The organism is Nocardia tengchongensis, assembly GCF_054781395.1.
This window is the reverse complement of the sequence record NZ_BAAGUM010000010.1, coordinates 1-21710: the sequence shown is the minus strand read 5'-3', so window position 1 is coordinate 21710 and position 21710 is coordinate 1. Positions and strand designations below refer to the sequence as shown.

Annotated in this window: 27 protein-coding genes; 8 read left to right on the top strand and 19 right to left on the bottom strand. The window is 68.5% G+C overall.

Going from position 1 to position 21710, the window contains the following annotated elements; translation table 11 throughout:
• Window positions 1-20: 20 nt before the first annotated feature.
• Window positions 21-506 carry a hypothetical protein gene (locus tag ACYVKL_RS24180; RefSeq protein ID WP_379173939.1) on the bottom strand — a complete coding sequence of 162 codons (486 nt, stop codon included), beginning with the start codon at window positions 504-506 and terminating at the stop codon, window positions 21-23.
• A gap of 71 nt (window positions 507-577) precedes the next feature.
• Window positions 578-1282, bottom strand: a complete 705-nt coding sequence (locus tag ACYVKL_RS24175) for a polysaccharide deacetylase family protein (RefSeq protein WP_379173940.1) — start codon at window positions 1280-1282, stop codon at window positions 578-580.
• A 62-nt stretch (window positions 1283-1344) separates the two neighbouring features.
• Between ACYVKL_RS24175 and ACYVKL_RS24170 the strand changes: the two genes are divergently transcribed.
• Window positions 1345-1920, top strand: a complete 576-nt coding sequence (locus ACYVKL_RS24170) for a TetR/AcrR family transcriptional regulator (protein ID WP_379173941.1) — start codon at window positions 1345-1347, stop codon at window positions 1918-1920.
• A gap of 73 nt (window positions 1921-1993) precedes the next feature.
• The gene (locus ACYVKL_RS24165) at window positions 1994-2782 is read left to right on the top strand and encodes an SDR family oxidoreductase (RefSeq protein ID WP_379173942.1); all 789 of its coding nucleotides are present in this window, start codon (window positions 1994-1996) and stop codon (window positions 2780-2782) included.
• Here the strand turns inward: ACYVKL_RS24165 and ACYVKL_RS24160 are convergent, their stop codons facing one another.
• A complete protein-coding gene (locus ACYVKL_RS24160; protein WP_033085091.1) occupies window positions 2783-3103 on the bottom strand; it encodes a GroES family chaperonin in 321 nt (106 codons plus the stop codon).
• 115 nt (window positions 3104-3218) lie between these two features.
• Here ACYVKL_RS24160 and ACYVKL_RS24155 point away from each other — a divergent pair, with 115 nt between their 5' ends.
• Together ACYVKL_RS24155 and ACYVKL_RS24150 are read left to right on the top strand one after the other, a co-directional pair.
• Window positions 3219-4538, top strand: coding sequence for an FAD-binding oxidoreductase (locus ACYVKL_RS24155; protein WP_379173961.1), 1320 nt, complete (start codon window positions 3219-3221; stop codon window positions 4536-4538).
• A gap of 46 nt (window positions 4539-4584) precedes the next feature.
• Window positions 4585-4875, top strand: a complete 291-nt coding sequence (locus tag ACYVKL_RS24150) for a GNAT family N-acetyltransferase (RefSeq protein ID WP_357203122.1) — start codon at window positions 4585-4587, stop codon at window positions 4873-4875.
• 4 nt (window positions 4876-4879) lie between these two features.
• Here the strand turns inward: ACYVKL_RS24150 and ACYVKL_RS24145 are convergent, their stop codons facing one another.
• Window positions 4880-5200, bottom strand: a complete 321-nt coding sequence (locus tag ACYVKL_RS24145; RefSeq protein WP_357203125.1) for a hypothetical protein — start codon at window positions 5198-5200, stop codon at window positions 4880-4882.
• A 319-nt stretch (window positions 5201-5519) separates the two neighbouring features.
• On the opposite strand from ACYVKL_RS24145, the gene ACYVKL_RS24140 reads away from it, so the two are divergent.
• Entirely contained in the window at window positions 5520-6059 is a 540-nt protein-coding gene (locus ACYVKL_RS24140) for a hypothetical protein (protein WP_379173943.1), read from the top strand.
• A 106-nt stretch (window positions 6060-6165) separates the two neighbouring features.
• On the opposite strand, the gene ACYVKL_RS24135 is transcribed toward ACYVKL_RS24140, so the two are convergent.
• From ACYVKL_RS24135 to ACYVKL_RS24120, 4 genes are all read right to left on the bottom strand, one after another.
• Entirely contained in the window at window positions 6166-7323 is a 1158-nt protein-coding gene (locus ACYVKL_RS24135; protein ID WP_213557808.1) for an acyl-CoA dehydrogenase, read from the bottom strand.
• Between the two features lie 170 nt (window positions 7324-7493).
• A complete protein-coding gene (locus ACYVKL_RS24130; protein ID WP_379173945.1) occupies window positions 7494-8204 on the bottom strand; it encodes a TetR family transcriptional regulator in 711 nt (236 codons plus the stop codon).
• Window positions 8205-8295: 91 nt separating this feature from the next.
• Window positions 8296-8799 carry a 5-(carboxyamino)imidazole ribonucleotide mutase gene (purE, locus tag ACYVKL_RS24125; protein WP_213557810.1) on the bottom strand — a complete coding sequence of 168 codons (504 nt, stop codon included), beginning with the start codon at window positions 8797-8799 and terminating at the stop codon, window positions 8296-8298.
• Complete coding sequence (locus tag ACYVKL_RS24120; RefSeq protein WP_379173946.1) at window positions 8792-9997, bottom strand: 5-(carboxyamino)imidazole ribonucleotide synthase; 1206 nt, start codon at window positions 9995-9997, stop codon at window positions 8792-8794. Before ACYVKL_RS24120 ends, purE begins: the two co-directional genes overlap by 8 nt.
• 138 nt (window positions 9998-10135) lie before the next feature.
• Here ACYVKL_RS24120 and ACYVKL_RS24115 point away from each other — a divergent pair, with 138 nt between their 5' ends.
• Entirely contained in the window at window positions 10136-10684 is a 549-nt protein-coding gene (locus tag ACYVKL_RS24115; protein ID WP_357203139.1) for a GtrA family protein, read from the top strand.
• Here the strand turns inward: ACYVKL_RS24115 and ACYVKL_RS24110 are convergent.
• From ACYVKL_RS24110 to ACYVKL_RS24085, 6 genes are all read right to left on the bottom strand, one after another.
• Window positions 10650-11963: a sensor histidine kinase gene (locus ACYVKL_RS24110; RefSeq protein WP_379173947.1), complete on the bottom strand. Its 1314-nt coding sequence runs from the start codon at window positions 11961-11963 to the stop codon at window positions 10650-10652. The two genes, ACYVKL_RS24115 and ACYVKL_RS24110, sit on opposite strands and share 35 nt — an antisense overlap.
• Window positions 11960-12652 carry a response regulator transcription factor gene (locus tag ACYVKL_RS24105; RefSeq protein WP_379173948.1) on the bottom strand — a complete coding sequence of 231 codons (693 nt, stop codon included), beginning with the start codon at window positions 12650-12652 and terminating at the stop codon, window positions 11960-11962. The genes ACYVKL_RS24110 and ACYVKL_RS24105 overlap by 4 nt, the downstream gene beginning before the upstream one ends.
• Window positions 12653-12746: 94 nt before the next feature.
• Window positions 12747-13067, bottom strand: coding sequence for a hypothetical protein (locus tag ACYVKL_RS24100; RefSeq protein ID WP_379173949.1), 321 nt, complete (start codon window positions 13065-13067; stop codon window positions 12747-12749).
• Between the two features lie 113 nt (window positions 13068-13180).
• Complete coding sequence (locus ACYVKL_RS24095; protein WP_379173950.1) at window positions 13181-14491, bottom strand: sensor histidine kinase; 1311 nt, start codon at window positions 14489-14491, stop codon at window positions 13181-13183.
• 128 nt (window positions 14492-14619) lie between these two features.
• Window positions 14620-15297: a response regulator transcription factor gene (locus tag ACYVKL_RS24090; RefSeq protein ID WP_213557816.1), complete on the bottom strand. Its 678-nt coding sequence runs from the start codon at window positions 15295-15297 to the stop codon at window positions 14620-14622.
• Window positions 15298-15330: 33 nt separating this feature from the next.
• On the bottom strand, window positions 15331-15852 hold the full coding sequence (locus tag ACYVKL_RS24085; RefSeq protein ID WP_213557817.1) for a PH domain-containing protein: 522 nt from the start codon (window positions 15850-15852) through the stop codon (window positions 15331-15333).
• A gap of 196 nt (window positions 15853-16048) precedes the next feature.
• On the opposite strand from ACYVKL_RS24085, the gene ACYVKL_RS24080 reads away from it, so the two are divergent.
• Together ACYVKL_RS24080 and ACYVKL_RS24075 are read left to right on the top strand one after the other, a co-directional pair.
• Window positions 16049-17002 carry an acyl-ACP desaturase gene (locus ACYVKL_RS24080; RefSeq protein WP_379173951.1) on the top strand — a complete coding sequence of 318 codons (954 nt, stop codon included), beginning with the start codon at window positions 16049-16051 and terminating at the stop codon, window positions 17000-17002.
• Window positions 17003-17079: 77 nt separating this feature from the next.
• Window positions 17080-18528 (top strand): serine/threonine-protein kinase, encoded by a 1449-nt coding sequence (locus ACYVKL_RS24075; RefSeq protein WP_379173952.1) that lies wholly within the window; start codon window positions 17080-17082, stop codon window positions 18526-18528.
• 30 nt (window positions 18529-18558) lie between these two features.
• Here ACYVKL_RS24075 and ACYVKL_RS24070 read toward each other — a convergent pair whose 3' ends face one another.
• The 5 genes from ACYVKL_RS24070 to ACYVKL_RS24050 form a co-directional block, all read right to left on the bottom strand.
• The gene (locus ACYVKL_RS24070; protein WP_379173953.1) at window positions 18559-19359 is read right to left on the bottom strand and encodes a biotin--[acetyl-CoA-carboxylase] ligase; all 801 of its coding nucleotides are present in this window, start codon (window positions 19357-19359) and stop codon (window positions 18559-18561) included.
• Window positions 19360-19506: 147 nt separating this feature from the next.
• Window positions 19507-19698, bottom strand: a complete 192-nt coding sequence (locus ACYVKL_RS24065; RefSeq protein ID WP_379173955.1) for a hypothetical protein — start codon at window positions 19696-19698, stop codon at window positions 19507-19509.
• Window positions 19699-19952: 254 nt separating this feature from the next.
• Window positions 19953-20297 carry a hypothetical protein gene (locus ACYVKL_RS24060; protein WP_213557822.1) on the bottom strand — a complete coding sequence of 115 codons (345 nt, stop codon included), beginning with the start codon at window positions 20295-20297 and terminating at the stop codon, window positions 19953-19955.
• Window positions 20297-20722: a DUF1707 SHOCT-like domain-containing protein gene (locus tag ACYVKL_RS24055; RefSeq protein WP_379173956.1), complete on the bottom strand. Its 426-nt coding sequence runs from the start codon at window positions 20720-20722 to the stop codon at window positions 20297-20299. The genes ACYVKL_RS24060 and ACYVKL_RS24055 overlap by 1 nt, the downstream gene beginning before the upstream one ends.
• 65 nt (window positions 20723-20787) lie before the next feature.
• On the bottom strand, window positions 20788-21710 hold a 923-nt coding region (locus ACYVKL_RS24050; protein WP_460772885.1), incomplete at its 5' end, for a biotin/lipoyl-containing protein.

Here is a 21710-nt window from a genome sequence, read left to right as displayed (position 1 = left end):
TTCAGCAATTCACAAGATTTTCAGAGCACGTACCGGATGTGACAGCCCTGGTCGGCCTGGGCAGCGCCGTTTCCGCTGCCGGTCGTCAAGTTGTTCAGCGCCGCGCTCCCCGACGCGGGAGCGGGGGTGTAATCGGCCGACATCTGGCTGGTGATCGCCCCGGCCGCGTTCTTCTGCGCGGCGACGACATGGAGCGGCGTGTTGACGCAGTCGAGCGCGATAACGACGCTGTAGAAGGTGACTCCCGCCGCGGTCACGTAAGGTCCCTTCGGCGTGATGGGCCCGCCGGTCAGCACAGTGCCGTTGAGCGTGACCCACACCGGATTCGCATCCGTGGTAGCGATATTGATTTCCGAGATGGGGACCGGGACCTCCTCACCGTGCGGCTGCGTCACAGTGGTCGCGGTGATATCGGCGACAGCGGGGCCCGCCCCCTGGGTGAGAGCGAGGGCCGCGACAGCGGTCAGGACACCGAGCCCCGTGCGGGCCAATCGTTTCGAACTCATCCCCGCAACGCTAGACACCGGACCGATGTTGTGAAACGAATAAATTTCACTAATTCTGGGGGATTGACGCGTCAGCGAGAGAGCAGCTGGGAGACGGTGACGAAGCGGTAGCCCTGGGCCTGGAGGGCCTTCGCGATCAGGAGGATCGCGGCGAGGGACGGGTCGCCGGTCGGATACATGGTATGCAGCAGGATGATCGAGCCCGGATGGACCTTCGCGAGGGTCTCGGTGACGATCCGGTCGGTGGTGGGGGTCTTTCCGGAGTCCGGCTCCACGTCCCAGGTGACGGTGGTGCGGTCGTGGCGGGAGAGGTACCACGGGAGGGCGAAGAGCTTCTTGCCGTTGGGCGGGCGGAAGGTGATCGGGCCGCGGTAGCCGGTTTTCGCGATCTCGGCGTCGGTGCGCTCGACCTCGTCGCGGACGAAGCCCGGGGTCACGAAGACCATGCGTTGATGGTGGTAGGTGTGGTTGCCGATCTCGTTGCCGGACTCGGCGATGGCGCGGCCCTGGTCGGGGTGGGCGGCCAGTTCGCTGCCGATGAGATAGAAGGTGGCCGGGACGGCCGCGTCGGCAAGGGCTTTCAGGATCGCCGGGGTGCGGTCGGTGGGGCCGTCATCGAGGGTGAGGGCGACGAGCTTGTCGGTGGTGTCGACGCGGGACACCAGGCGGCCCGCCACCTGGTAGGTGCGCGAATTCATCAGCGCGTACAGCCCGACCGAGGTCAGGACCAGCACCACCAGCGTGAGCGCTCCGGTGATGTACAGCCTCCGTTTCATCGCGCGAGGCTACCCCGAAACAGTTATTGACCCAGAGGTTCAAAACGCTTAGGGTCGATCCCATGGGCAGGCCACGCAACTTCGACGCGGACACCGTGGTGGACCGCGCCATGGACGCGTTCTGGACCCATGGGTACGCCAATACCTCACCCTCGCACCTCGCCGAGGCGACCGGGGTCGCGAAAGGCAGTCTCTACAACGCCTTCGGGAGCAAGCGGGAACTGTTCGATCTGTGCATGACCCGCTACGACCGGATGGGAACGGACCTGGCCAACGAGGTCCTGTCCCAGCCCGGCACCACCAAGGAACGACTGAGGGCCTGGATGCGACACGTCGTGGACAGCGATCTGGAGCGGCCGGTGCGGCGCGGATGCCTGGTGGCCAATACCGCCATGGAACTCGGCGGGCACGATCCGGCGGCGACCACCGCCGTGACCGTGGCGGTCGAGCACATGATCGAGGCCTTCACGGCACGCATCCAGCAAGGGCAACGCGACGGCGATGTCCGCGCCGACGTCGACGCCCGGGCCTGCGGCGAGTTCCTGATGAATACCGTTGGCGGACTGCGCATCACCACGAAGGTCTCGGACGCGGAGACGCTGTACCGGATCATCGACACCGCCCTGTCCACCCTCTAGTTCCACGGGCCGCGACCTGCGGCCCATTCTTTTACCCTAGTTTTTGACCCACAGTTCAAGAAAGGTACGGATCATGGATCTCGGACTGAACGGCAAGACCGCACTCGTCACCGGCGCGAGCCGTGGCATCGGGCTCGCCGTCACCGAAGCCCTCGCCGACGAGGGCGTGCGGGTCGTCGGCGTCGCCCGGACCATCACCCCGGAGCTCGAAAAGGTTGCGGCGAAGACGGTTTCAGCGGACCTCAGCACCAGCGCGGGCGCGCTGGCCGCGGTCGAGGCCGCCCTGGCCGAGCTCGGCGGGATCGACATCCTCGTCAACAATGTGGGTGGCGGCGACGCGGACAAATTCAATCTGGGCAACTTCCTCGACATCTCCGACGACCAGTGGCGGAAGCTGTTCGACCTCAACCTGTTCGGCGTCGTCACCACGACCCGCGCGGCCCTGCCCAGCCTCATCGAGCGACGCGGCGCGATCATCACGGTCTCCTCGATCAACTCCCGGCTGCCCGCGGCCGGGCCGTCGGGCTACAGCGAGGCCAAGGCCGCGCTCTCCGCGTTCGGCAAGCGGCTCAGCGAGCAATACGGCCCCCAGGGCGTGCGGGTGAACACCGTGTCCCCGGGACCGGTCGGCACCGACATCTGGCGGGGTCCCGATCACATCGGCGCGAAGCTCGCAGCGGCCAACGGAATTCCGCAGGAACAGTTCCTCGCGGCCCTACCAGGACAATTCGACATCGCCGCCGGCCGCATCGCCGAAGCGACGGAGGTGGCCGCGCTGATCACCTTCCTGGCCTCCGAGCGGGCCGCCATCATCAACGGCGCCGACTACGTCATCGACGGCGGCATCATCAAGACCGTCTGATCAGAGATAAAGGCCGGTGCCGTGTTCGGGGTGGGTGTTGGCGACGGCGTGCAGATCACGTTCGCGCAGTACGTAATACGCCTGCGCCTGAATCTCCACCTCGAACTGGTCATCGGCGCTGAACAACACCTGATCGCCGACGCTCACCGCGCGGACGTGGGACCCGACGCCGCACACCTCACCCCACGACAGGCGCTTGGCGACCTGGGCGGTGGCGGGAATCAGGATGCCGCCACTGCTGCGCCGCTCGCCCGCCTCGGGGCTGAGTTTGACCATCACGCGGTCGTGCAGCATTTGGATTTCGAGCTTGGCATCGGACACGGCGGCAGTGTACTGCCCGGGTATGTCCGGTTCCGCCCCGGCGTCCGCACGACCGCGTAGGTTTCGGACTGTGAACATCGATCTCGATGCGCTGCGCGGACTGCTGCCCGCGGGCATGGTGGTGACCGATCCGGATGTGCTGGGCGGATATCGGCAGGATCGGGCCCTCGATCCGGACGCCGGGACCGCGCTCGCGCTGGTGCGGCCGCTGACCACCGACCAGGTCGCGGCGACCGTGCGCTGGGCGGCCGCGCATCGGGTGCCGATCGTGCCGCGCGGCGCCGGAACCGGACTCTCCGGCGGGGCCACCGCGCAGGACGGGGCGCTGCTGCTCAGCACCGAGAAGATGCGCGAGATCAGCGTCGACACCGTGACCCGGACCGCCGTGGTGCAACCCGGACTGTTGAACGCGGAGGTGAAACGGGCCGTCGCCGCACACGGGCTGTGGTATCCACCCGATCCCTCCTCCTTCGAGATCTGCACCATCGGCGGCAACGCGGCCACCAACGCCGGCGGGCTGTGCTGCGTGAAGTACGGGGTCACCACCGACTACGTGCTCGGCATGGAAGTGGTGCTGGCCGACGGGAGCACGGTGCGACTGGGCGGGCCGCGGCTCAAGGATTCGGCGGGACTGTCACTGACCAAACTGTTCGTCGGCAGCGAGGGCACGCTGGGGATCATCACCGAACTGACGCTGCGACTGCTGCCCGCGCAGCCGCCGCAGTCCACCGTGGTGGCGAGCTTCCCGACGCTGACCGCGACCACCGACGCGATCCTCGCCATCACCGGCCGCCTGCGACCCTCCATGCTGGAATTCATGGACTCGGTGGCGATCAACGCCGTCGAGGACGAACTGCGCATGGGTCTGGATCGGCAGGCGGCCGGCCTGCTGGTGGCGCGCTCCGACGCCCCCGGCGAGCATGCCGGGCACGAAGCCGACATCATGCTGGCGGCCTGCGAGAAGGCCGGGGCGACAGAGGCTTTCCGGACCGACGATCAGGAGGAGGGGGAAGCCTTCTGCGCGGCACGGCGATTCGCCATCCCGGCCGTGGAACGCAAGGGGCCGCTGCTGCTCGAGGACGTCGGGGTGCCGCTGCCCCGGCTCGGGGATCTGGTCACCGGGATCGCCGAGATCGCCGAGAACCGGAAGGTATTGATCTCCGTCATCGCGCACGCGGGCGACGGCAACACCCACCCGCTGATCGTGCACGACCCGGCCGACCCCGAGGAGTCCGAGCGCGCCCACCTCGCGTTCGGCGAGATCATGGAACTGGCCATCAGCCTCGGCGGGACAATCACCGGCGAACACGGTGTCGGCCGCCTGAAGAAGGCGTGGCTACCCGGCCAGCTCGGACCCGATGTGATGGCGCTCACTCGCCGGATCAAGGACGCGCTGGATCCGGACGGAATACTGAATCCCGGCGCCGTCCTCTGACCGCGCCGCCGGAACAATCCGCATCACAAGGGAGTTCACACAGGTCATGAGCACCAAGCTGGAACACAATGCCGACGCGACCCGCTACGAGATCTACCTGGACGGCACTCTCGCGGGCTACGCCGACTACGCGGAGCGCGTCGACGGCGACGCCAAGGTCCGCGACATCCAGCACACCATGACCTTTCCCGAGTTCCGGGGCCGCGGCGTGGCCGCGCAGGTGGTGCAGTACGCGTTGAACGACGCCCGCGCCGAAGGCTTCTCGATCATCCCCACCTGCTGGTATGTGGAGAAGTACATCGGCGAGCACCCCGAATACGCCGATCTGGTGGCCTGATTCGCTAGTTCGCGCGATGGTGCGGGCGCTGCCAGACCCGGAAATGCCGGTCGGCGCTGCCCACCATCGCCTCCCCCACCTTGGCCTCGTCGAATCCCGGCAGTGACTGCAGCTTGGCCAGGAACGCGGTGTCGGCGGCCGAGTACGGCACCACACAGCCCTTGCCGGTCGCCCCGATCAATACGAAGAACACATCCCCGGCGAACGGCCCGTCCGCTGCCGTAATGATCCGCACCTCGGCCAGTTCCGTCCACGCGACCTCTTCCACCCGCCCGTCGGCGAGGGTCCGCCGCACGAAGGTGTCGTTGATTTCGACTCCGGACATGGCTCCATAGTGCCCCCAGCACCCCCGCCCGAACAGCCCTCGAACCCGTGCTTTACCTGAGGGAGCCGGCAGGAGAACCCCCGGCGAACCGTCCCGCCGCACATCGACGCCGAACCCATACCAAGAGCAATCATCCGGCAATCCAACACTTTTCGCCGCGCCGCCCACCCGCGCGTCCCCCGGGCAACCGGTGGGTTCGTCCACACCGATTCACAGCACATTCCATGCTCTGTGAAGCATTTACGTTTCAGGAAGCGGGTTAGTGTCCCGGAGCCCCCTCGACACAGGGGTTTTCGACAACTCGGGAGACACAATCCTTATGAAGAAGTCGGTCCTCGCTCGCTCGACCGCCGGAATCGCCGGCGCCGCGGGCCTCGCCGCCATGACCCTCGCGCTGGCGCCCGCCGCCTCCGCCCAGCCGGCCATCACCACCTCGACGGCGTACTGCGCCGACACCACCTACACGGTCACCCTGCCCGCCGCCGACGCCGCGGCCATGGCGACCCAGTACGGCGACAACAACTTCGTCCTGCAGGCCACCAACACCAGCACCAATGTCACCTGGTGGTCCGCCTCGGTGGCCTCGGTCTCCGGCCAGGACGTCACCTTCCAGTGGACCCCGTCGCAGTCCATCCCCGCTTCGGGCACCGCCACCGGCACCTGGAACCTCTTCGTCACCGAGGCCCACGTCGCCGCGACCGCCATGGGCCCGATCTCGGTCACCGTGGTCCAGACCGCCCCCAGCGGCACCACCTGCATGCCCACCACCGGCACCGGCAGCTCCACCCTGTCGCCCTCCGGCAGCCTGCTCAGCACCCTGCTCAACGCCCTGCTCCCCACCCTGTCCTCGGGCCAGTAGGCGAGAGGCTTCGGTCCAGCCCAACCCTGGACCGAAGCGGCCGGAGGCGGCCTCGAGACGAAACTCGGGACCGCCTCCGGGGTCTATCGCGCTGCCGGGAAGGGGATCAGCGCAGGATCTGGCGGGACATGACCAGACGCTGGATCTGGTTGGTGCCCTCGTAGATCTGGGTGATCTTGGCGTCGCGCATCATCCGCTCCACCGGGAAGTCGGTGGTGTAGCCGGCGCCACCGAACAGCTGCACGGCGTTGGTGGTGACCTCCATGGCCACATCGGAGGCGAAGCACTTGGCGGCCGCGGAGATGAAACCGAGGTTCTTCTCACCGCGCTCGGCGCGGGCGGCCGAGGTGTAGACCATGAGGCGGGCGGCCTCGACCTTCATCGCCATGTCGGCGAGCATGAACTGGGTGTTCTGGAAATCGGCGATGGCCTTGCCGAACTGCTTGCGGTCCTTGGTGTAGGCGATCGCGGCGTCCAGCGCGCCCTGCGCCAGGCCGACGGCCTGCGCGCCGATGGTCGGGCGGGTGTGGTCCAGGGTCTGCAGGGCGGTCTTGAAACCGGTGCCCGGCTCGCCGACCATGCGGTCGCCGGGAACCTTGCAGTTCTCGAAGTACAGCTCGGCGGTCGGGGAACCCTTGATGCCCAGCTTGTGCTCGAGCGGGCCGACCACGAAGCCCTCGTCGTCCTTGTGGACCATGAACGAGGAGATGCCGTTGGCGCCCTTCTCGGCGTCGGTGACGGCCATGACGGTGTACCAGTCGGACTTGCCGCCGTTGGTGATCCAGCACTTGGAGCCGTTGATGATCCAGTCGTCGCCGTCGGCCTTGGCGCGGGTGCGCATGGAGGCGGCATCGGAGCCGGCCTCACGCTCGGACAGCGCGTAGGAGGCCATCTTGCCCGCGACGATGTCGGCGAGCACCTTGGTCTTGAGCTCCTCGGAACCGTTCAGGATCAGGCCCATGGTGCCCAGCTTGTTCACGGCCGGGATCAGCGAGGAGGAACCGCAGACGCGGGCCACTTCCTCGATCACGATGCAGGTGGCGACCGAGTCGGCGCCCTGGCCGCCGTAGGCCTCCGGCACGTGCACGGCGTTGAAGCCGGCCGCGTTGAGCGCGGTCAGCGCCTCCTCGGGGAAGCGGGCGTTGCCGTCCACGTCCTTCGCGTAAGGGGCGATCTCCTTCTCACACAGGCCGCGGATGGCCTCGCGCAGCTCGTTGTGGAAGTCCTCGAGCTGGAACAGGTTGAAATCGGGGTTGCCCGCCATGGGGTTGTCTCCTGGTCATCGGGGGATCGCCGCTGGTTGCCCAGCATCGCCAACTTGTGCGGCACTCAGTGCCAGTTGAATCCGAGTATACGTCGCGATATCGCGACCACGTGCGGGTATTTCCTCACAAATCTGTGGCACGCAGTGTCATTTAGGCCACTGTGGCCAACTCATAGCTTATCTCTATCAGGACCGGCGAGGCGACGCGCCAGCAGGTCCGCGACCTGCCGGGCCGGAAGATCACGCGGGAACACCGCAACCACCATCTGATCCGACCCCGCCGCATCCGCCCGCCCGGCGCCCGCACGCGGAATCGCGGCCAGCGCCGCGCGCAGATCCGCCGCACTCGCCGCCGACTCGCCGCGCACCATGCGGCGCAGCAGATAGTTGTGGGTCGCCGTCACCGCGGCCGTGAACTGCACCAGCGCCAAATCCGAAGTCCCGGGCACGGTTCGGCGCAGATAGTCGGTGAACAGCCGCTCGTAGCGGAACACGGTCACGATCTCGCGCTCCCGCAAGGTCGGCACCTGCCGCACCACCCCGTAGCGCCGCGCCGCGATCTCCCGCCACTGCGTGAACCGCTCGAACACCTCGGCCACGGCCTCGCACACGGCATCCCACGGATCGCCCTGCGCCGCCTCCAGGAACGCCCGCGCCTGCGCCAACTGCGACTCGTGATCGGCGAAGACCACATCCTCCTTCGACCGGAACTGCCGGAAGAAGGTGCGCCGCGAAATCCCCGCCGCCTCCGCGATCTCGTCGACCGTCGTTGCCTCGTAACCCTTTTCGGCGAACAACCGCAACGCCTGATCCACCACGGTCAATCGGCGTTCGGTCGAATCCGCGTCGGCGCGCGACCGCGCGGGCTGGTCAGTTGGCATCCGCCAACGGTAGCGACCTCCGAGGCGAGCCCGTGACCGCATCGATCAGGGCGCGCCGCGGAGGTCGCTCGGAACCGCGGACCGAAGAGTCTCAGCCCAGGAGTTTGGTGCGCAGCGCTTCGTCCTTCTCCAGGACCAGGGTCTCCAGGTTCGCCTGGAAACGCTCCATGCGCGAACGCAATTCGGGGTCGGCGGTGGCCAGAATGCGCGCCGCCAGCAGGCCCGCGTTGCGGGCGCCGCCGATGGAGACCGTCGCGACCGGGACGCCGGCCGGCATCTGCACGATCGACAGCAGCGAGTCCATGCCGTCGAGATACTTCAGCGGCACCGGCACGCCGATCACCGGCAGCGGGGTGGCCGAGGCGACCATGCCGGGCAGGTGGGCCGCGCCGCCGGCACCCGCGATGATCACCTTGATGCCGCGATCCGCGGCAGTCTTGGCGTAGTCGAGCATGCGCTGCGGGGTGCGGTGCGCGGACACCACGCCCACCTCGAAGCGGATGCCGAACTCGGCCAAGGCTTCCGCGGCGGCTTCCATGGTCGGCCAGTCGGAGTCCGACCCCATGATGAGGCCAACCTGGGCGGTGTCAGTCATGGTGGTGGTCCCATCCGTCGGTCCAGATCGCGTGCGACATCCAGTGCGCCGCGCGCTCGGCTTTCTCCCGGGTCCCGGCGACGTCGTCACCGAGGATGTTGATGTGGCCGATCTTGCGGTCGGCGCGTTCGCCCTTGCCGTAGAGATGCACCTTGGCCTCGGGGATCCGGGCCGCGAGGTGGTGCAGGCGTTCGTCCATGGACATCGCCGGGGCCTCGGGGGCGCCCAGGATATTGGCCATGACGGTGACCGGGGCCAGCGGCTTGGTGCTGCCCAGCGGGTAGTCCAGGACCGCGCGCAGGTGCTGCTCGAACTGACCGGTGCAGGCGCCGTCCATGCCCCAGTGGCCGGAGTTGTGCGGGCGCATGGCCAATTCGTTGACCAGCAGGTCGCCGGAATGGGTCTCGAACAGTTCCACGGCCATCGCGCCGGTGACGCCGAGTTCGGCGGCCAGGCGCAGGGCCAGGGCCTCGGCCTCGGTGGCCTTGGCGGCGGGCAGGTCCTGGGCGGGCGCGATGACGACCGCGCACTGGCCGTTGCGCTGCACGGTCTCGACCACGGGCCAGGCGGCGGCCTGACCGAACGGGGAGCGGGCCACCATGGCCGACAGCTCCCGCTTCAGGTCCACCTTGGCCTCGGCCATCAGCGAGACGCCGTGCGCCAGCTGGTCTTCGATGATCGGGGCGGCCTCGGCCGCATCGGCCGGCATCCAGACGCCGCGGCCGTCGTACCCGCCGCGCACCGCCTTCAGCACGAACGGCCAGCCGTGCTCATCGGCGAAGGCGACCGCGTCGGCGACCGAGGTCACCTCGGCGTAGGCCGGGATCGGCACGTCCAGCTCCGCCAGCTTGCGGCGCATCCGCAGCTTGTCCTGGGCGAAGATCAGCGCCTGCGGGCGCGGCTGCACGTTCACGCCCTCGGCGATCAGCGCCTCGAGGTGCTCGGTGGGCACGTGCTCGTGGTCGAAGGTCAGCGCGTGCGAGCCGACCGCGGCCTTGCGCAGCGCGGACAGATCGCCGTGGCTGCCGAGCACCACGTCCGGTGTCACCTGCGCGGCCGGGTCGTCCGGGCGTTCGGCGAGCACGCGCAGCCGCTGGCCCAGCGCGATGGCCGCCTGGTGGGTCATGCGCGCGAGCTGGCCGCCGCCGATCATGGTGACGGTGGGCATCGCGGAGGAATCGAAGGAACGGGCGCTCACGCTGCACTATGTTGTCATGACACCCACCGGCGGCTGACCCGTGGGTCGCGTGACAGGCATCGGCGAGTCGTGTGAGCGGCCGTTGCCCCAATTTGTACCGGCCCGACACAGCCCAGGCGAGAGACGTAGACTCGCACCGTGTCATTTGTCGATGAAGTGGTCAATCGCCTGCCCGCACCCCTGCGGGCCCTCGCGGACCGCCATTACGAACTCCTCAAGTTCGCGATTGTCGGTGCGACCACGTTCGTCATCGATCTAGGAATCTTCTACGTCCTGAAATGGACGATCATGGACACCAAGCCGACGGTGGCCCGCATCATGTCGGGCACCATCGCGGTCATCGTGTCCTACATCCTCAACCGGGAATGGACCTTCGACAAGCGCGGTGGCCGCGAGAAGCACCACGAAGCGCTGCTGTTCTTCCTGGTCAGCGGTATCGGTGTCGGCCTGGCCGCGCTCCCGCTGTGGGTGTCGAGCTACGTGTTCGACCTGCGCCAGCCCAATGTGAGTTTCACCGTCGAGAACATCGCGGACTTCTTCAGCGCCTTCATCATCGGCAACCTGCTGCAAATGGCGTTCCGTTTCTACGCCATGAAGAAGTGGGTGTTCCCCGACGAAATGAAGGAACTCCAGGACGAATTCGAAGACCTCGTCAACGAGAACGAGGAGCAGCTGGGCCACAGCTGAGGGTGACGGTCAGGCGGACACCACCTGCCGGACTTTCCCCAATTGTCGCGGTTCCGCCGTGTAAGCGGGCCTGCTGAACAACCAGCGCGAGACCCAGACCACTGCCGTCGGTGGGGCTCGCCCGATAGAAACGCTCGAAGACCCGCTCGCGATCCGCGGCCGGGATGCCACACCCGTTGTCGTCGATGGTCAGCACCGCGTGACCGTCCGCCGGGTGCGCCGCGATCTCGATGCGATCCGCTCCCCCGTGCCGCACCGCATTGGTGACGGCGTTGTCGACCACCGAACGCAGGCCCGCGGCCAAGCCACGCAGGCGAATCGGCTCGACCCCGTCCGCATCGATGGTCACCCCGGGATACTGCCGCCGGGCATCATCCACCACCTGGTCGACCACCTCCCCCAGATCCAGATCCGCCCAATCGGATTCGGTGGTCAAATCGCCCACCGCCAGCCGTTCCAGCGCGTGCAGGGTGTCCTCGACCGAACTCTGCGCACTGAGCACGTCGTCCAGGATCTCGGCACGCTCGGCCTCCGACAGCGGCATCGACCGCAGCACCTGCAGATCGGTGCGCATGGCGGTCAGCGGGGTGCGCAGCTCGTGCGCGGCGGTGGCGGCGAAATCCCGGGCCGTGACCAACGCCTCGTCGGTGTGGCGGCGCTCGGTGGCGATCCGCCCCAGCATGGTGTTCATGGCCTGCGCCAATTCCGTTGTCTCACTGGCCACCGGATGACGCGGCGTCTGCACCGAAAGACCCTCACCCAGCCCGGCCGTCGCCGCGGTCAGCCGCCGCAGCGGCACCACGGCGCGATGCGCGGCCAGCCAGCCCAGCACGGCGGCCAGCGCCACCCCGGCCAGACCGATCAGCACGATCCGGATGCGTTGCCGGGTGGCCGAATCCGACGCGACCTCGGTCGGCACGGTCAACGCCACCGGCTCGCCTTTGAAGGCCACCGTGCGCGAGTACTCCACATTCGGATCGACCCTGGTGATGAGCACGCCCGGCCCCGTGGGCAGTGCGGGCAACCCCGACGGCGGCTGCACCGGAGTGCCGGGAACCGGCTGCGCCGGAGCCCCGGGTTCCGGGTGCGCCACCTCGGCCGGGGCCAGCGCGATCGCGCTCACGACCCGGCCCACCTGGTTGGACGCCTCCGCCGGGGCGAACACGAACAGCAGCACCGACATCGCGGCGACCACCACCGCGGCCGTCGCCGCACTGGCCAGCGCGACCCGGGCGCGCAGGGACAGGGCGATCCGGCCCCGCGGAAGCAACCGGATCACGGCTCGATCCGCAGCACGAATCCGACACCGCGAACGGTGTGGATCAGGCGCGGGCACCCGGTGTCCTCGATCTTGCGGCGCAGGTAGGAAACGAACACATCGACCACCTTGGTCTGGGTCTCGAAGTCGTAGCCCCACACGCGATCCAGCAGTTGCGCGCGGGTGAAGACCTGCCCGGGAGCCGAGGCCAGCGCGGCGAGCAGGTCGAATTCGCGTTTGGTCAGTTCGAGCGGGCGGCCGTCGATCGACGCGCGGCGGGCGCCGGGCCGCACGGTCAGCGGGCCCACCACGATGCGATCGTCGGCGACATGCGCGGGGGCGGGGGCCCGGCGCAGCATGGCGCGCAGCCGGGCCACCAGCTCACCGAGATCGAACGGTTTGGTCAGGTAGTCGTCGGCGCCCGCCTCGAGCGCGTCGATCCGGTCGGTGACCTCGGCGCGGGCGCTCAGCACGCAGATCGGGATGTCGTTGCCGAGCGCCCGCAACGCCGTCACCACGCCCACCCCGTCCAGATTCGGCATGTTCAGGTCCAGCAGCACGGCCTGCGGGGCGTCGGTGGTGATGTGGCGCAGCGCGGTGGCCCCGTCCGCCGCGGTCTCGACCTCGAAACCGGACATCCGGAGCCCCCGCGCCACGGAGGCCAGCACCCTGGCGTCGTCGTCGACAATCAGAATCCGGGGACCCGTCACGGGATCAGACGATACGGGCGCGAACTGAGAGAACCCCGTCAGCGAATCGGATCGATCACGATGGTGTCGGCGGGCGAGTGACCACCCGGCACCGTCACCACCGGACCACCCGGCAGCTGCACGCCGGGCCGACCGGCTCACCGGGCTCGAGCCGGCGCACGATGACATTGCCGTCGCGGTCCTTGATGACCACCATGCCCGGCTCGGCCGGGGTGCCCGGCAGGGCGGGCAGCGCCGGCTCCAGGGGCAGCGCCGGCTGGGTGGCCAGGGCCGGTCCCGAGCTGCCCGTATCCGCCGGTCCGGCAATCGAATCCGGGGTGTCCGCATGCGCGGTCGCGGGCAGCGCCAGCACCGTGAGGGCGGCGGCCCCGACGACTCCGGCGGTCACGGTGCGGCGAACGGTGAACGTGGGCATGGTGTCTCCTGCTTCTTCGTCGACGATCGCTCGTCGGTTCCGGTTGGCAGCACCCAACGTAGGAACCGAATTCTCAGCGGCCGCTAACGAAGAGTTAGAGAACCGATAGAAGATCAGCGCGGCTCGGTGCCCACCGCGATCGGCCGCGACGCCACCCCCGACGAGCCGAGGAACACCGCGAACAGGGCAGGCCGGCGACGCTGCAATTCCAGGCGGCCGCCGTCGGCCTCGATCAGCGCGCGGGCCAGGGCCAAGCCCACCCCGGTCGAGCCCGCCGCCGAGAAGCCGCGATCGAAGATGTGCGGCGCCAGCTCATCTCGCACACCGTCGCCCTCGTCGGCGACCTCCACCACCACCAGCGGCTCACTGTCGTCCATCCGCCCGGCCACCGTGCGGACCGACACCGTGCAGGTGCCGCCGCCGTGCATGAGGGCATTGTCGACCAGTACGGCCAGCGCCTCCCGCAGCCGCGAACCGGTCACCGGGGCCTTCAGCGTCGGGTCACCGAGCAGCACCAGTTTGCGCCCGGCCTCGGCGAAGGGATGCCGCCATTCCGCTACGACACTGCGCAATTCGGCCACCACGGGCAGCGGATCGCGTTCGGCCGCGCCCTCGTCGCGGGAGGCGCGGACCAGTTCGTCGATGGCGTCGGTGAGCCGATCGACCTGCGCCATGGCCTCTTCCGCCTCGTGCACCACGGCCGGATCGGCGTGCGCGGACAGCTCGTCGAGGCGCAGCCGCACCGCGGTGAGGCGACTGCGCAGCTGATGCGAGACATCGGCGACCAGCGCGTGCTCGCGCTGCAGGCGGCCCGCGATTTCCACTGTGGCCGAATCCAGCACGTCGGAGACGCGATCCAGTTCGGTGATGCCGTGGCGGCGCGGATCGGCGCGGAAATCACCCATGGCCAGCCGGGCCGCGCGGGCCGCCACGTCGCGCAGCGGATCGGCCACCCGCCGCGCGGTCACCACCGCCACCGCGATCCCCGCGCCCAGCGAGATCAACACCAGGCCCAGCACCGCTCCCAACGCCTGCCGCTGCATGGAATGCATGGGGGCCGAGGGGATTTCGAGGCGCAAGGAGCCGTTGGTGCCCATCGACCAGGACTCGGCCAGCGGATCCTCGACGGTGTTCGCGCCGATGTCGATCTGCGCGTTCTTGTCCGACGGCGTCGGATAGATGATGGTCAGCTTCCCGTTGGCCGGAATCAGCAGCCGCACGGCCTTGGTGTCGAGCTCGCCGTAGATCATGCCGTCGCGCTCCTGGCGCATCACCTCTTCGGAGATGCCGTTGAGCCGGTTGCGCAGCTCGTTGCGGCTGATGTCCTCGACCCACTTCCAGGCCGTGAACGCCAGCGGCACACCGAGAACCAGGGTGGTGAGAGTCAGCGCGGCCACCATGGACAGCAGGATCCTGCGTCTCATCGTCGAGATGCCTCGCTTCGCCGGGGCTTCGGGGGTTTCGCGTGAGCGAAGATGCAATAGAGTGCGTGAGCGAAGATGCAATAGAGCACGCGCGCGGAACAGCACAACAACCAGGAACGATCGAGCGGCTAGTCGGTATTGAACCGGAAGCCTACGCCGCGGACGGTCACGATACGCCGCTCCGCCACCGCGCCCTCGTCCCCGATCTTGCGACGCAACCACGACATGTGCATGTCCAAGGTCTTGGAGCCGCGCAGATCGGCGTCACCCCACACCTCACGCAGGATGGTCTCGCGCGAGACCACCTGCCCGGCGCGGTCGATGAGCACCTTCAGCAGCTCGTACTCCTTGTTGGCCAGGTTCACCTCGACGCCGTTCACCAGCACCCGGCGCGCGGCCGGCTCCAGCCGGATACCGCCGACCTCCACCGCCTCGTCCCCGATTCCGCTGCGGCGCAACAGCGCCCGCACCCGGGCCAGCAGTTCGGCCAGCCGGAACGGCTTGCCCACATAGTCGTCCGCGCCGGCGTCCAGGCCGACCACGAAGTCCACCTCGTCGGTGCGCGCGGTCAGCATCAGCACCGCCAGTTCGGCGCCGCGCGCCCGCACCTGACGGCACACCTCCAGACCGTCCATGCCGGGTAGGCCGAGATCCAGGATGAGCAGGTCGTGACCGCCCTCGAGAGCTCGCTCGAGCACGGCGGGACCATAGCTCTCCACGGTCACCGAATAGCCCTCGCGGCCCAGCGCACGCGACAGCGGCGCGGCGATGGCCTCGTCGTCTTCGGCCAGCAGTACTGCGGTCACGGCATCAGACTACGGGTACGCACCGGCGGAACCCTAGAAGCCGCCGCCATTCGGATTCTTCTGCACCACATCGAAGACCTGGTGATAGAGCAAGGTGTGCACCCGCTGCACGTGCGGAATGTCGTCGTATTCCAGCGGATCCTCCGACGCCGACCCGATGATCAGCGTGCCGGTGCCCAGCATCCGATCGAACAGGCCATGGCGGAACTGCACATTCGAGATCCGATTCATCGGAATGTCGATACCGCTGTGGGTGAGCACGCCCTGCCGGATCAGCACCCGCCGATCGGTCACGATGAAATGCGTCGCCTTCCATCGAATCAGCGGAGCGACGCTGCGCCACAGCACGATCCCCAGCCACAAGGCCAGAATGCCGAGCAGCAAACCGGTCTGGAGACCGTCGTCGGTATTGCGCGCCGCGACCCCCGCGCCGAATCCGGCAAATGCGGTGATCAGGATGAAAGTCACAGCGGGCCAGAACAACATCTTCCAATGCGGATGGCGGTGTAGCAGCAGCACCTCTTCGGGCGCCAATGCCTCCTCCGGATAACCCATGCCCGAACCCTATCGCGTGCAGATGCCGGAATGCCTCACGCGCGTCTGCGGACCGGGGCACAATCGTGCGGTTGCCGGTAGGATCGGCGGCACGTGTTTGCCGTACTTCCGAGCTGTACCGCGCAAGACCTACGAGGTAGTCCTCAAAGCAGGACCTTTCAGGCTTTACCCGGTATGTAAGACACAGGAGGCGTGCGTGACCCGAGAGCTGACCCAACACCAGATACTTCGCGAGCTCGAACCCGTTGCCGAGGCGAATCTGAACCGGCATCTTTCAATGGCCAAGGAATGGCACCCGCACGACTACGTGCCGTGGGACCAGGGCCGCAACTTCGCCGCCATGGGCGGCGAGGACTGGGATCCATCGCAGTCGAAGCTGTCCGAGGTCGCCAAGGTCGCGATGATCACCAACCTGCTCACCGAGGACAACCTGCCCTCCTACCACCGGGAGATCGCGGAGAACTTCTCCCAGGACGGCGCCTGGGGCACCTGGGTCGGCCGCTGGACCGCCGAGGAGAACCGCCACGGCATCGTCATGCGCGACTACCTCGTCGTCACCCGCGGCGTGGATCCGGTCGCTCTCGAACAGGCCCGCATGATCCACATGACCAACGGCGCGCAGTCCCCCGACGAGTGGGGCGGATTCCTGGAGAACGTCGCCTACGTGACCTTCCAGGAACTGGCCACCCGCGTGTCGCACCGGAACACCGGCCGCGTCTGCGACGACCCGATCGCCGACCGCATGCTGCAACGCATCGCCGCCGACGAGAACCTGCACATGATCTTCTACCGCACCCTGTGCGGCTCGGCCCTGGACCTGGTGCCCGACCAGGCCGTGGACGCCATCACCAAGGTGCTCGTCAACTTCGTCATGCCCGGCTCCGGCATGCCCAACTTCCGGCGCAACGGCGTCATGATGGCCAAGCACGGCATCTACGACCCGCGCCAGCACCTGGAAGAAGTGGTCGCGCCGGTGATCAAGAACTGGAACATCTTCGAACGCAACGACTTCGGTCCGCGCGGCGAACAGGCCCGCGAAGAGCTGGCCGCCCACCTGGAGAAGCTGGGCCGCGACGCCACCAAGTTCGAAGAGCAGCGCGACCGCCTGCTCGCGCGCCAGGCCGCCCGCGGCGAACTGCAATCGGTCTGACCCAAAAGTGCGTGGTGCGCGGGTGAAATAAATTCGGTTCGCTATGGTAATCCCCCAGTGTGACGAGAGGAACTCCGTTGGGGGATGGCTATCTGGGCCGATACCGCCTCGACGAACTGCTCGGCAGCGGCGGGTCGGCGGAAGTGTGGCGTGCCCATGACACCGTGACGGACCGAACCGTCGCGCTCAAGGTGCTGGCGCCCGTGCTGACCGCCGATCCCGAATACCGGGAACGATTCGAGCGCGAGGCGCGGGCCGCATCACTGCTGCACGGACCGCACGTGGTCGCCGTGCACACTTACGGCGAGCTGGAGGGCCGGCTCTTCATCGAGTCCGAATTCGTCGACGGCCTCGATATCGAAGCCGTGCTCGAATGGGAAGGGCCGATGACGCCGGACACGGCCGTCGAACTCATCGCCCAGGTCGCCTCCGCGCTCGACGAGGCGCACGCCGCCGGACTGGTGCACCGGGACGTGAAACCGCAGAACATCATCGTCGCCCCCGACGACATCGCGTACCTGATCGACTTCGGCACCGCGTTCCAGGACGGCCAGACCGCCATCACCCAGACCGGCATGCTGGTCGGCACCCCCGCCTACATGGCCCCCGAACGGTTCGACGGCACCATCTCCGTCCGCTCCGACGTCTACTCGCTGGCCTGCGTGCTCTACGAATGCCTCACCGGCCAGCGCGCCTTCCGCGTCCGCAATCCCGCGCAGCTGATGCGCGCGCACCTGGAACGCATGCCGGAACCCCCGTCCAGCCTGGCCCCGGCCGTCCCCGCCGCCCTCGACCGGGTCATCGCCCGCGGCCTGGCCAAACAGCCGGCCGAACGCTACGCCACCGCGGGTGAATTCGCCGCCGCCGCCCGCGCCGCCCTGGCCGAATCCGTCGCGGCCGCTGCCGAACCGGTAGCCGCCCTCGCGAAGTCCACCACCGCACAACCCGATGACCAAGTGACAGTGGTCATCTCAGCCCCCAGCGCAGCGGGAGCCGCCGATCGCGCGGCCGCCCGGCGCGGTGCATCCGCGTCCGGGGTCGAGACGCGAACCGTTGTGCTGCCGATGAATTCGGTCCCGGACACGACGCCCCCGCCGGCCCGGTGGACGCGGCGGCGCCGGATCACGGCGGCCGGTTTCGCGGCCGCCGCGATCACGGTCGCGCTGGGTGCGGCCTGGATCACCGGTAACGCCGCCGAACCCGGCCCCGCCCGAACCCGCGTCCCCGCCGAGAATGTCGCGAAAACGCCTGTGCCGACGACGATCCCGCCGACGGCCGAACAACCGGTGCAACTTCCGGAGACGCTGCCCCCGACCGAGCCGAGCGCACCGGTCGCCCCGGAACCCGACCCGACGAACGTGGTCGCACCGGTGATCCCGCCGCCCCTCCCGTCCTGGACGCTCCCCAACCTCCCCGACCTGTCCAAGATCCCGAAACTCGACCTGGGGCCGCTGAATCCCGACCCCAAGAAGCCGAGCGGCGGCCACAACGACAGCCGCGGGCCGCGCGGTCAGCACGGGCCCTGACGAATCCGGTTGCGGCGGATAGCTTTACGGTCAGTACTCTGCGCGCAGGTGGGTGACGTCACCGGCCGAGACGGCGCGGTCGCCGATCAGCAGGCGGCCGTTCTCGTCGATACCCGTGGCGATTCCGGTGAGCACCTCACCGCCCGGCAGTTCCGCGCGGACCTGCGCGCCGAGGGTGGCGCACCGTTCCCGGTAGGCGGCGGACAGGTCGGTGATATCCCAGCCCGCGGCTTCCCAGGCGATGAAGCGGCGCGCGAACTCCCGCAGCACGGACTGCACCAGCGCGGTGCGATCGGTGCCGGGCGCGCCCGCCAGCAGCAGCGAGGTGGCATGCGGGACCGGCAGTTCGGCCTCGGTGAGCGAGACGTTCAGGCCGACGCCGACCACCACCGCGGGATCGGCGCCCACGGCCGCGATCTCGGCCAGGATCCCGGCCAGCTTGCGACCGTCCACCAGCACGTCATTGGGCCACTTGAGGACCGCCTTCAGACCGGTCTCGGCGCGCACCGCGTCCACCACCGCCACCCCGGTGAGCAGCGGCAGCCAGCCCAGCACCGCCGGGTCGATGCCGCGCACCCGCACCAGCACCGACATCGCGAGCTGCGCCCGCGCCGGGCTCACCCACTGCCGGTCGTGCCGGCCGCGCCCGCGCTCCTGCGTCTCCGCGATCAGCACCAGCCGATCGGCACTCGAATCAGCGGCCCGCGCAACCAGATCCGCGTTGGTCGAGCCGGTCGACTCGACCACCTCGATGGCCGAGAAGAATCTCAGCTCCGGCGACTCGGCAACACTGCGGCCCAGCACGGCGGCGTCCAGCGGCAACCTCTCCATGCCTCGGAACGCTACCTGTCCCGCCTCTCCGGGGCTTCAGCGGCAGACCGAGCGCCGTCGACAGTTACACATCCGTGCCGGAGGTCAGGAGCCGAACCGATTTCGGCCGTACCCGGCGAGTTACCCGGACCGGCACGAAATCAGTAATCACCGTGGCATTCGAGAAACCCCATCCTGGACGAATCCGGCTTGCAGCATCGCCGAGAGCGCATCGAACAAGCCGGCCAGCGTGTCCTCGGAGATGTCCGTGCACGCGCCGTCCGGCGTATCCGCATACCCGGCGACGGCGGTGTTCCCCGCCTGGTCACCGCCCTCCTCGTCGAATTCGGGATCGGTCACGGTCGGCTCCGGGTCGCGGTGCCGCCACGCGGTGAACGAGGCCGCCACGGCCCGATCGGCCTGGTGTCTGCTCCAGTTCCACATAACGCCTCCCCTGGTCGTCGGTTCCGGATGCGATTCCAGAGTGACGCACGACAGGGGTTCGGCACGACCGATTTTCCGCTGATGAACGGCATAAGCCCAGGTGGATAAGCCTTTTGGGGAACTGATCCGTTGTCCGGACCGGAAAGCGGTGCGGCGCGCGGAGCCGGGAATCAGGCGTCGACGGGTTCCAGACCCAGGGCCCCGGCGGTGAACCGGCGGACCGACACCAGGCCGTCCTCGAGGGCGGAGTCGTATCCCGTTCGGGCCCAGCCGGTCACGGTCGCGGTGCCGTCGGTGTTGGGGCGCACGCCGATCTCGGCGACCAGTTCCGCGGTGGTGGGGACGCAGACCGCCCAGGAGAAATGGGTTTCGTCGGCCCACTGCGCGGTGCGGCGGTCCACGTAATCGGGTTCGGTGATGCCGCCGTCGGCCAGGGCGGGCCGGTCGTCGATGCGCTCGTCGGCGCGCAGGGCACGCAGGTACCAGTTGCCCGCGTTGATCTCGATGGGTTCCATCAGTCCTCCTGTCCGCGGGCCGGTCGCCGCCGGCGATCCCGGCGCTCGGCCCGCCTGCGGCGTTCCCGTCCCTGGCCGCCGAACAGCACCGCGCCCGCCAGCGGGATCAGCAGGAAGAACAGCCACTGATGGGTGACGAGGAACAGGATCAGCGCGATGATCGGAACCACCGGCATGATCCGTTCGGGCGGGATCGAGCCGAGCAACGACCGCCGCTCCGCCGGAACGGGCTTCTCCGACACCGGTTCCGGCAGATCGGTGAACACCTGCTCCAGGTCGCCGCGGGTCAGGGCCGCGGCCACGATCCCGCTGCGCTCGTCGAACTCCGCCACGCTGAGCCGCCCCGCCGCGAAATGGTCCGACAGCCGCTTCATCGCGTCCTCGCGCTCGACGGTGCCGATACGGATCTCCGGTGGTTCAGCCATGCCATGACATTAGCGCGAGTGGCCGCCCACCTGCAGGTGGGCGGCCACTGGCGAATTGTCTTGTGTTACTTGATCTCGGCGAGCACGGTGCCCTGGGTGATGGCCGCACCGGCCTCCACCGCGAGACCGGTGATGACGCCGGCCTTGTGAGCGGTGACCGGGTTCTCCATCTTCATGGCCTCGAGCACCACGACCAGGTCGCCCGCCTCGACGGACTGACCCTCTTCGACGGCCACCTTGACCACGGTGCCCTGCATCGGGGCGGTCACGGCGTCACCGGAGGCAGCGCCCGCGCCCGCGCCACCGCGCTTGCGCGCCTTGGGCTTCTTGCGGACGACACCCGCGCCGTTGGAACCGGCAGCGGCGCCAACGGAGAACTGACCGGGCAGCGACACCTCGAGGCGACGGCCGCCGACCTCGACGACCACCTTCTGGCGCGGCGCCTCTTCGTCATCCTCGATGGCGACAGCGCCGGCGTACGGCTCGATGGTGTTGTCCCACTCGTTCTCGATCCACTTGGTGTAGACGTCGAACTTGGTGCCGTCACCCATGAACGCCGGGTTCTCGACGATGTGGCGGTGGAACGGGATGACCGTGGCCAGGCCCTCGATCTCGAACTCGGCGAGCGCGCGGGCGGCGCGCTGCAGCGCCTGCTCACGGTTCTCACCGGTGACGATCAGCTTGGCGAGCATGGAGTCGAACTGGCCACCGATGACCGAGCCCTCGACCACACCGGAATCGACGCGCACGCCGGGGCCCGCGGGCTCGCGGTACACGACGACCGGACCGGGAGCCGGCAGGAAGCCGCGACCGGCGTCCTCACCGTTGATGCGGAACTCGAAGGAGTGGCCGCGCGGCGCCGGGTCTTCCTTGATCGACAGCTCGTGGCCCTCGGCGATGCGGAACTGCTGGCGCACCAGGTCGATTCCGGCGGTCTCCTCGGTGACCGGGTGCTCGACCTGCAGGCGGGTGTTCACCTCGAGGAACG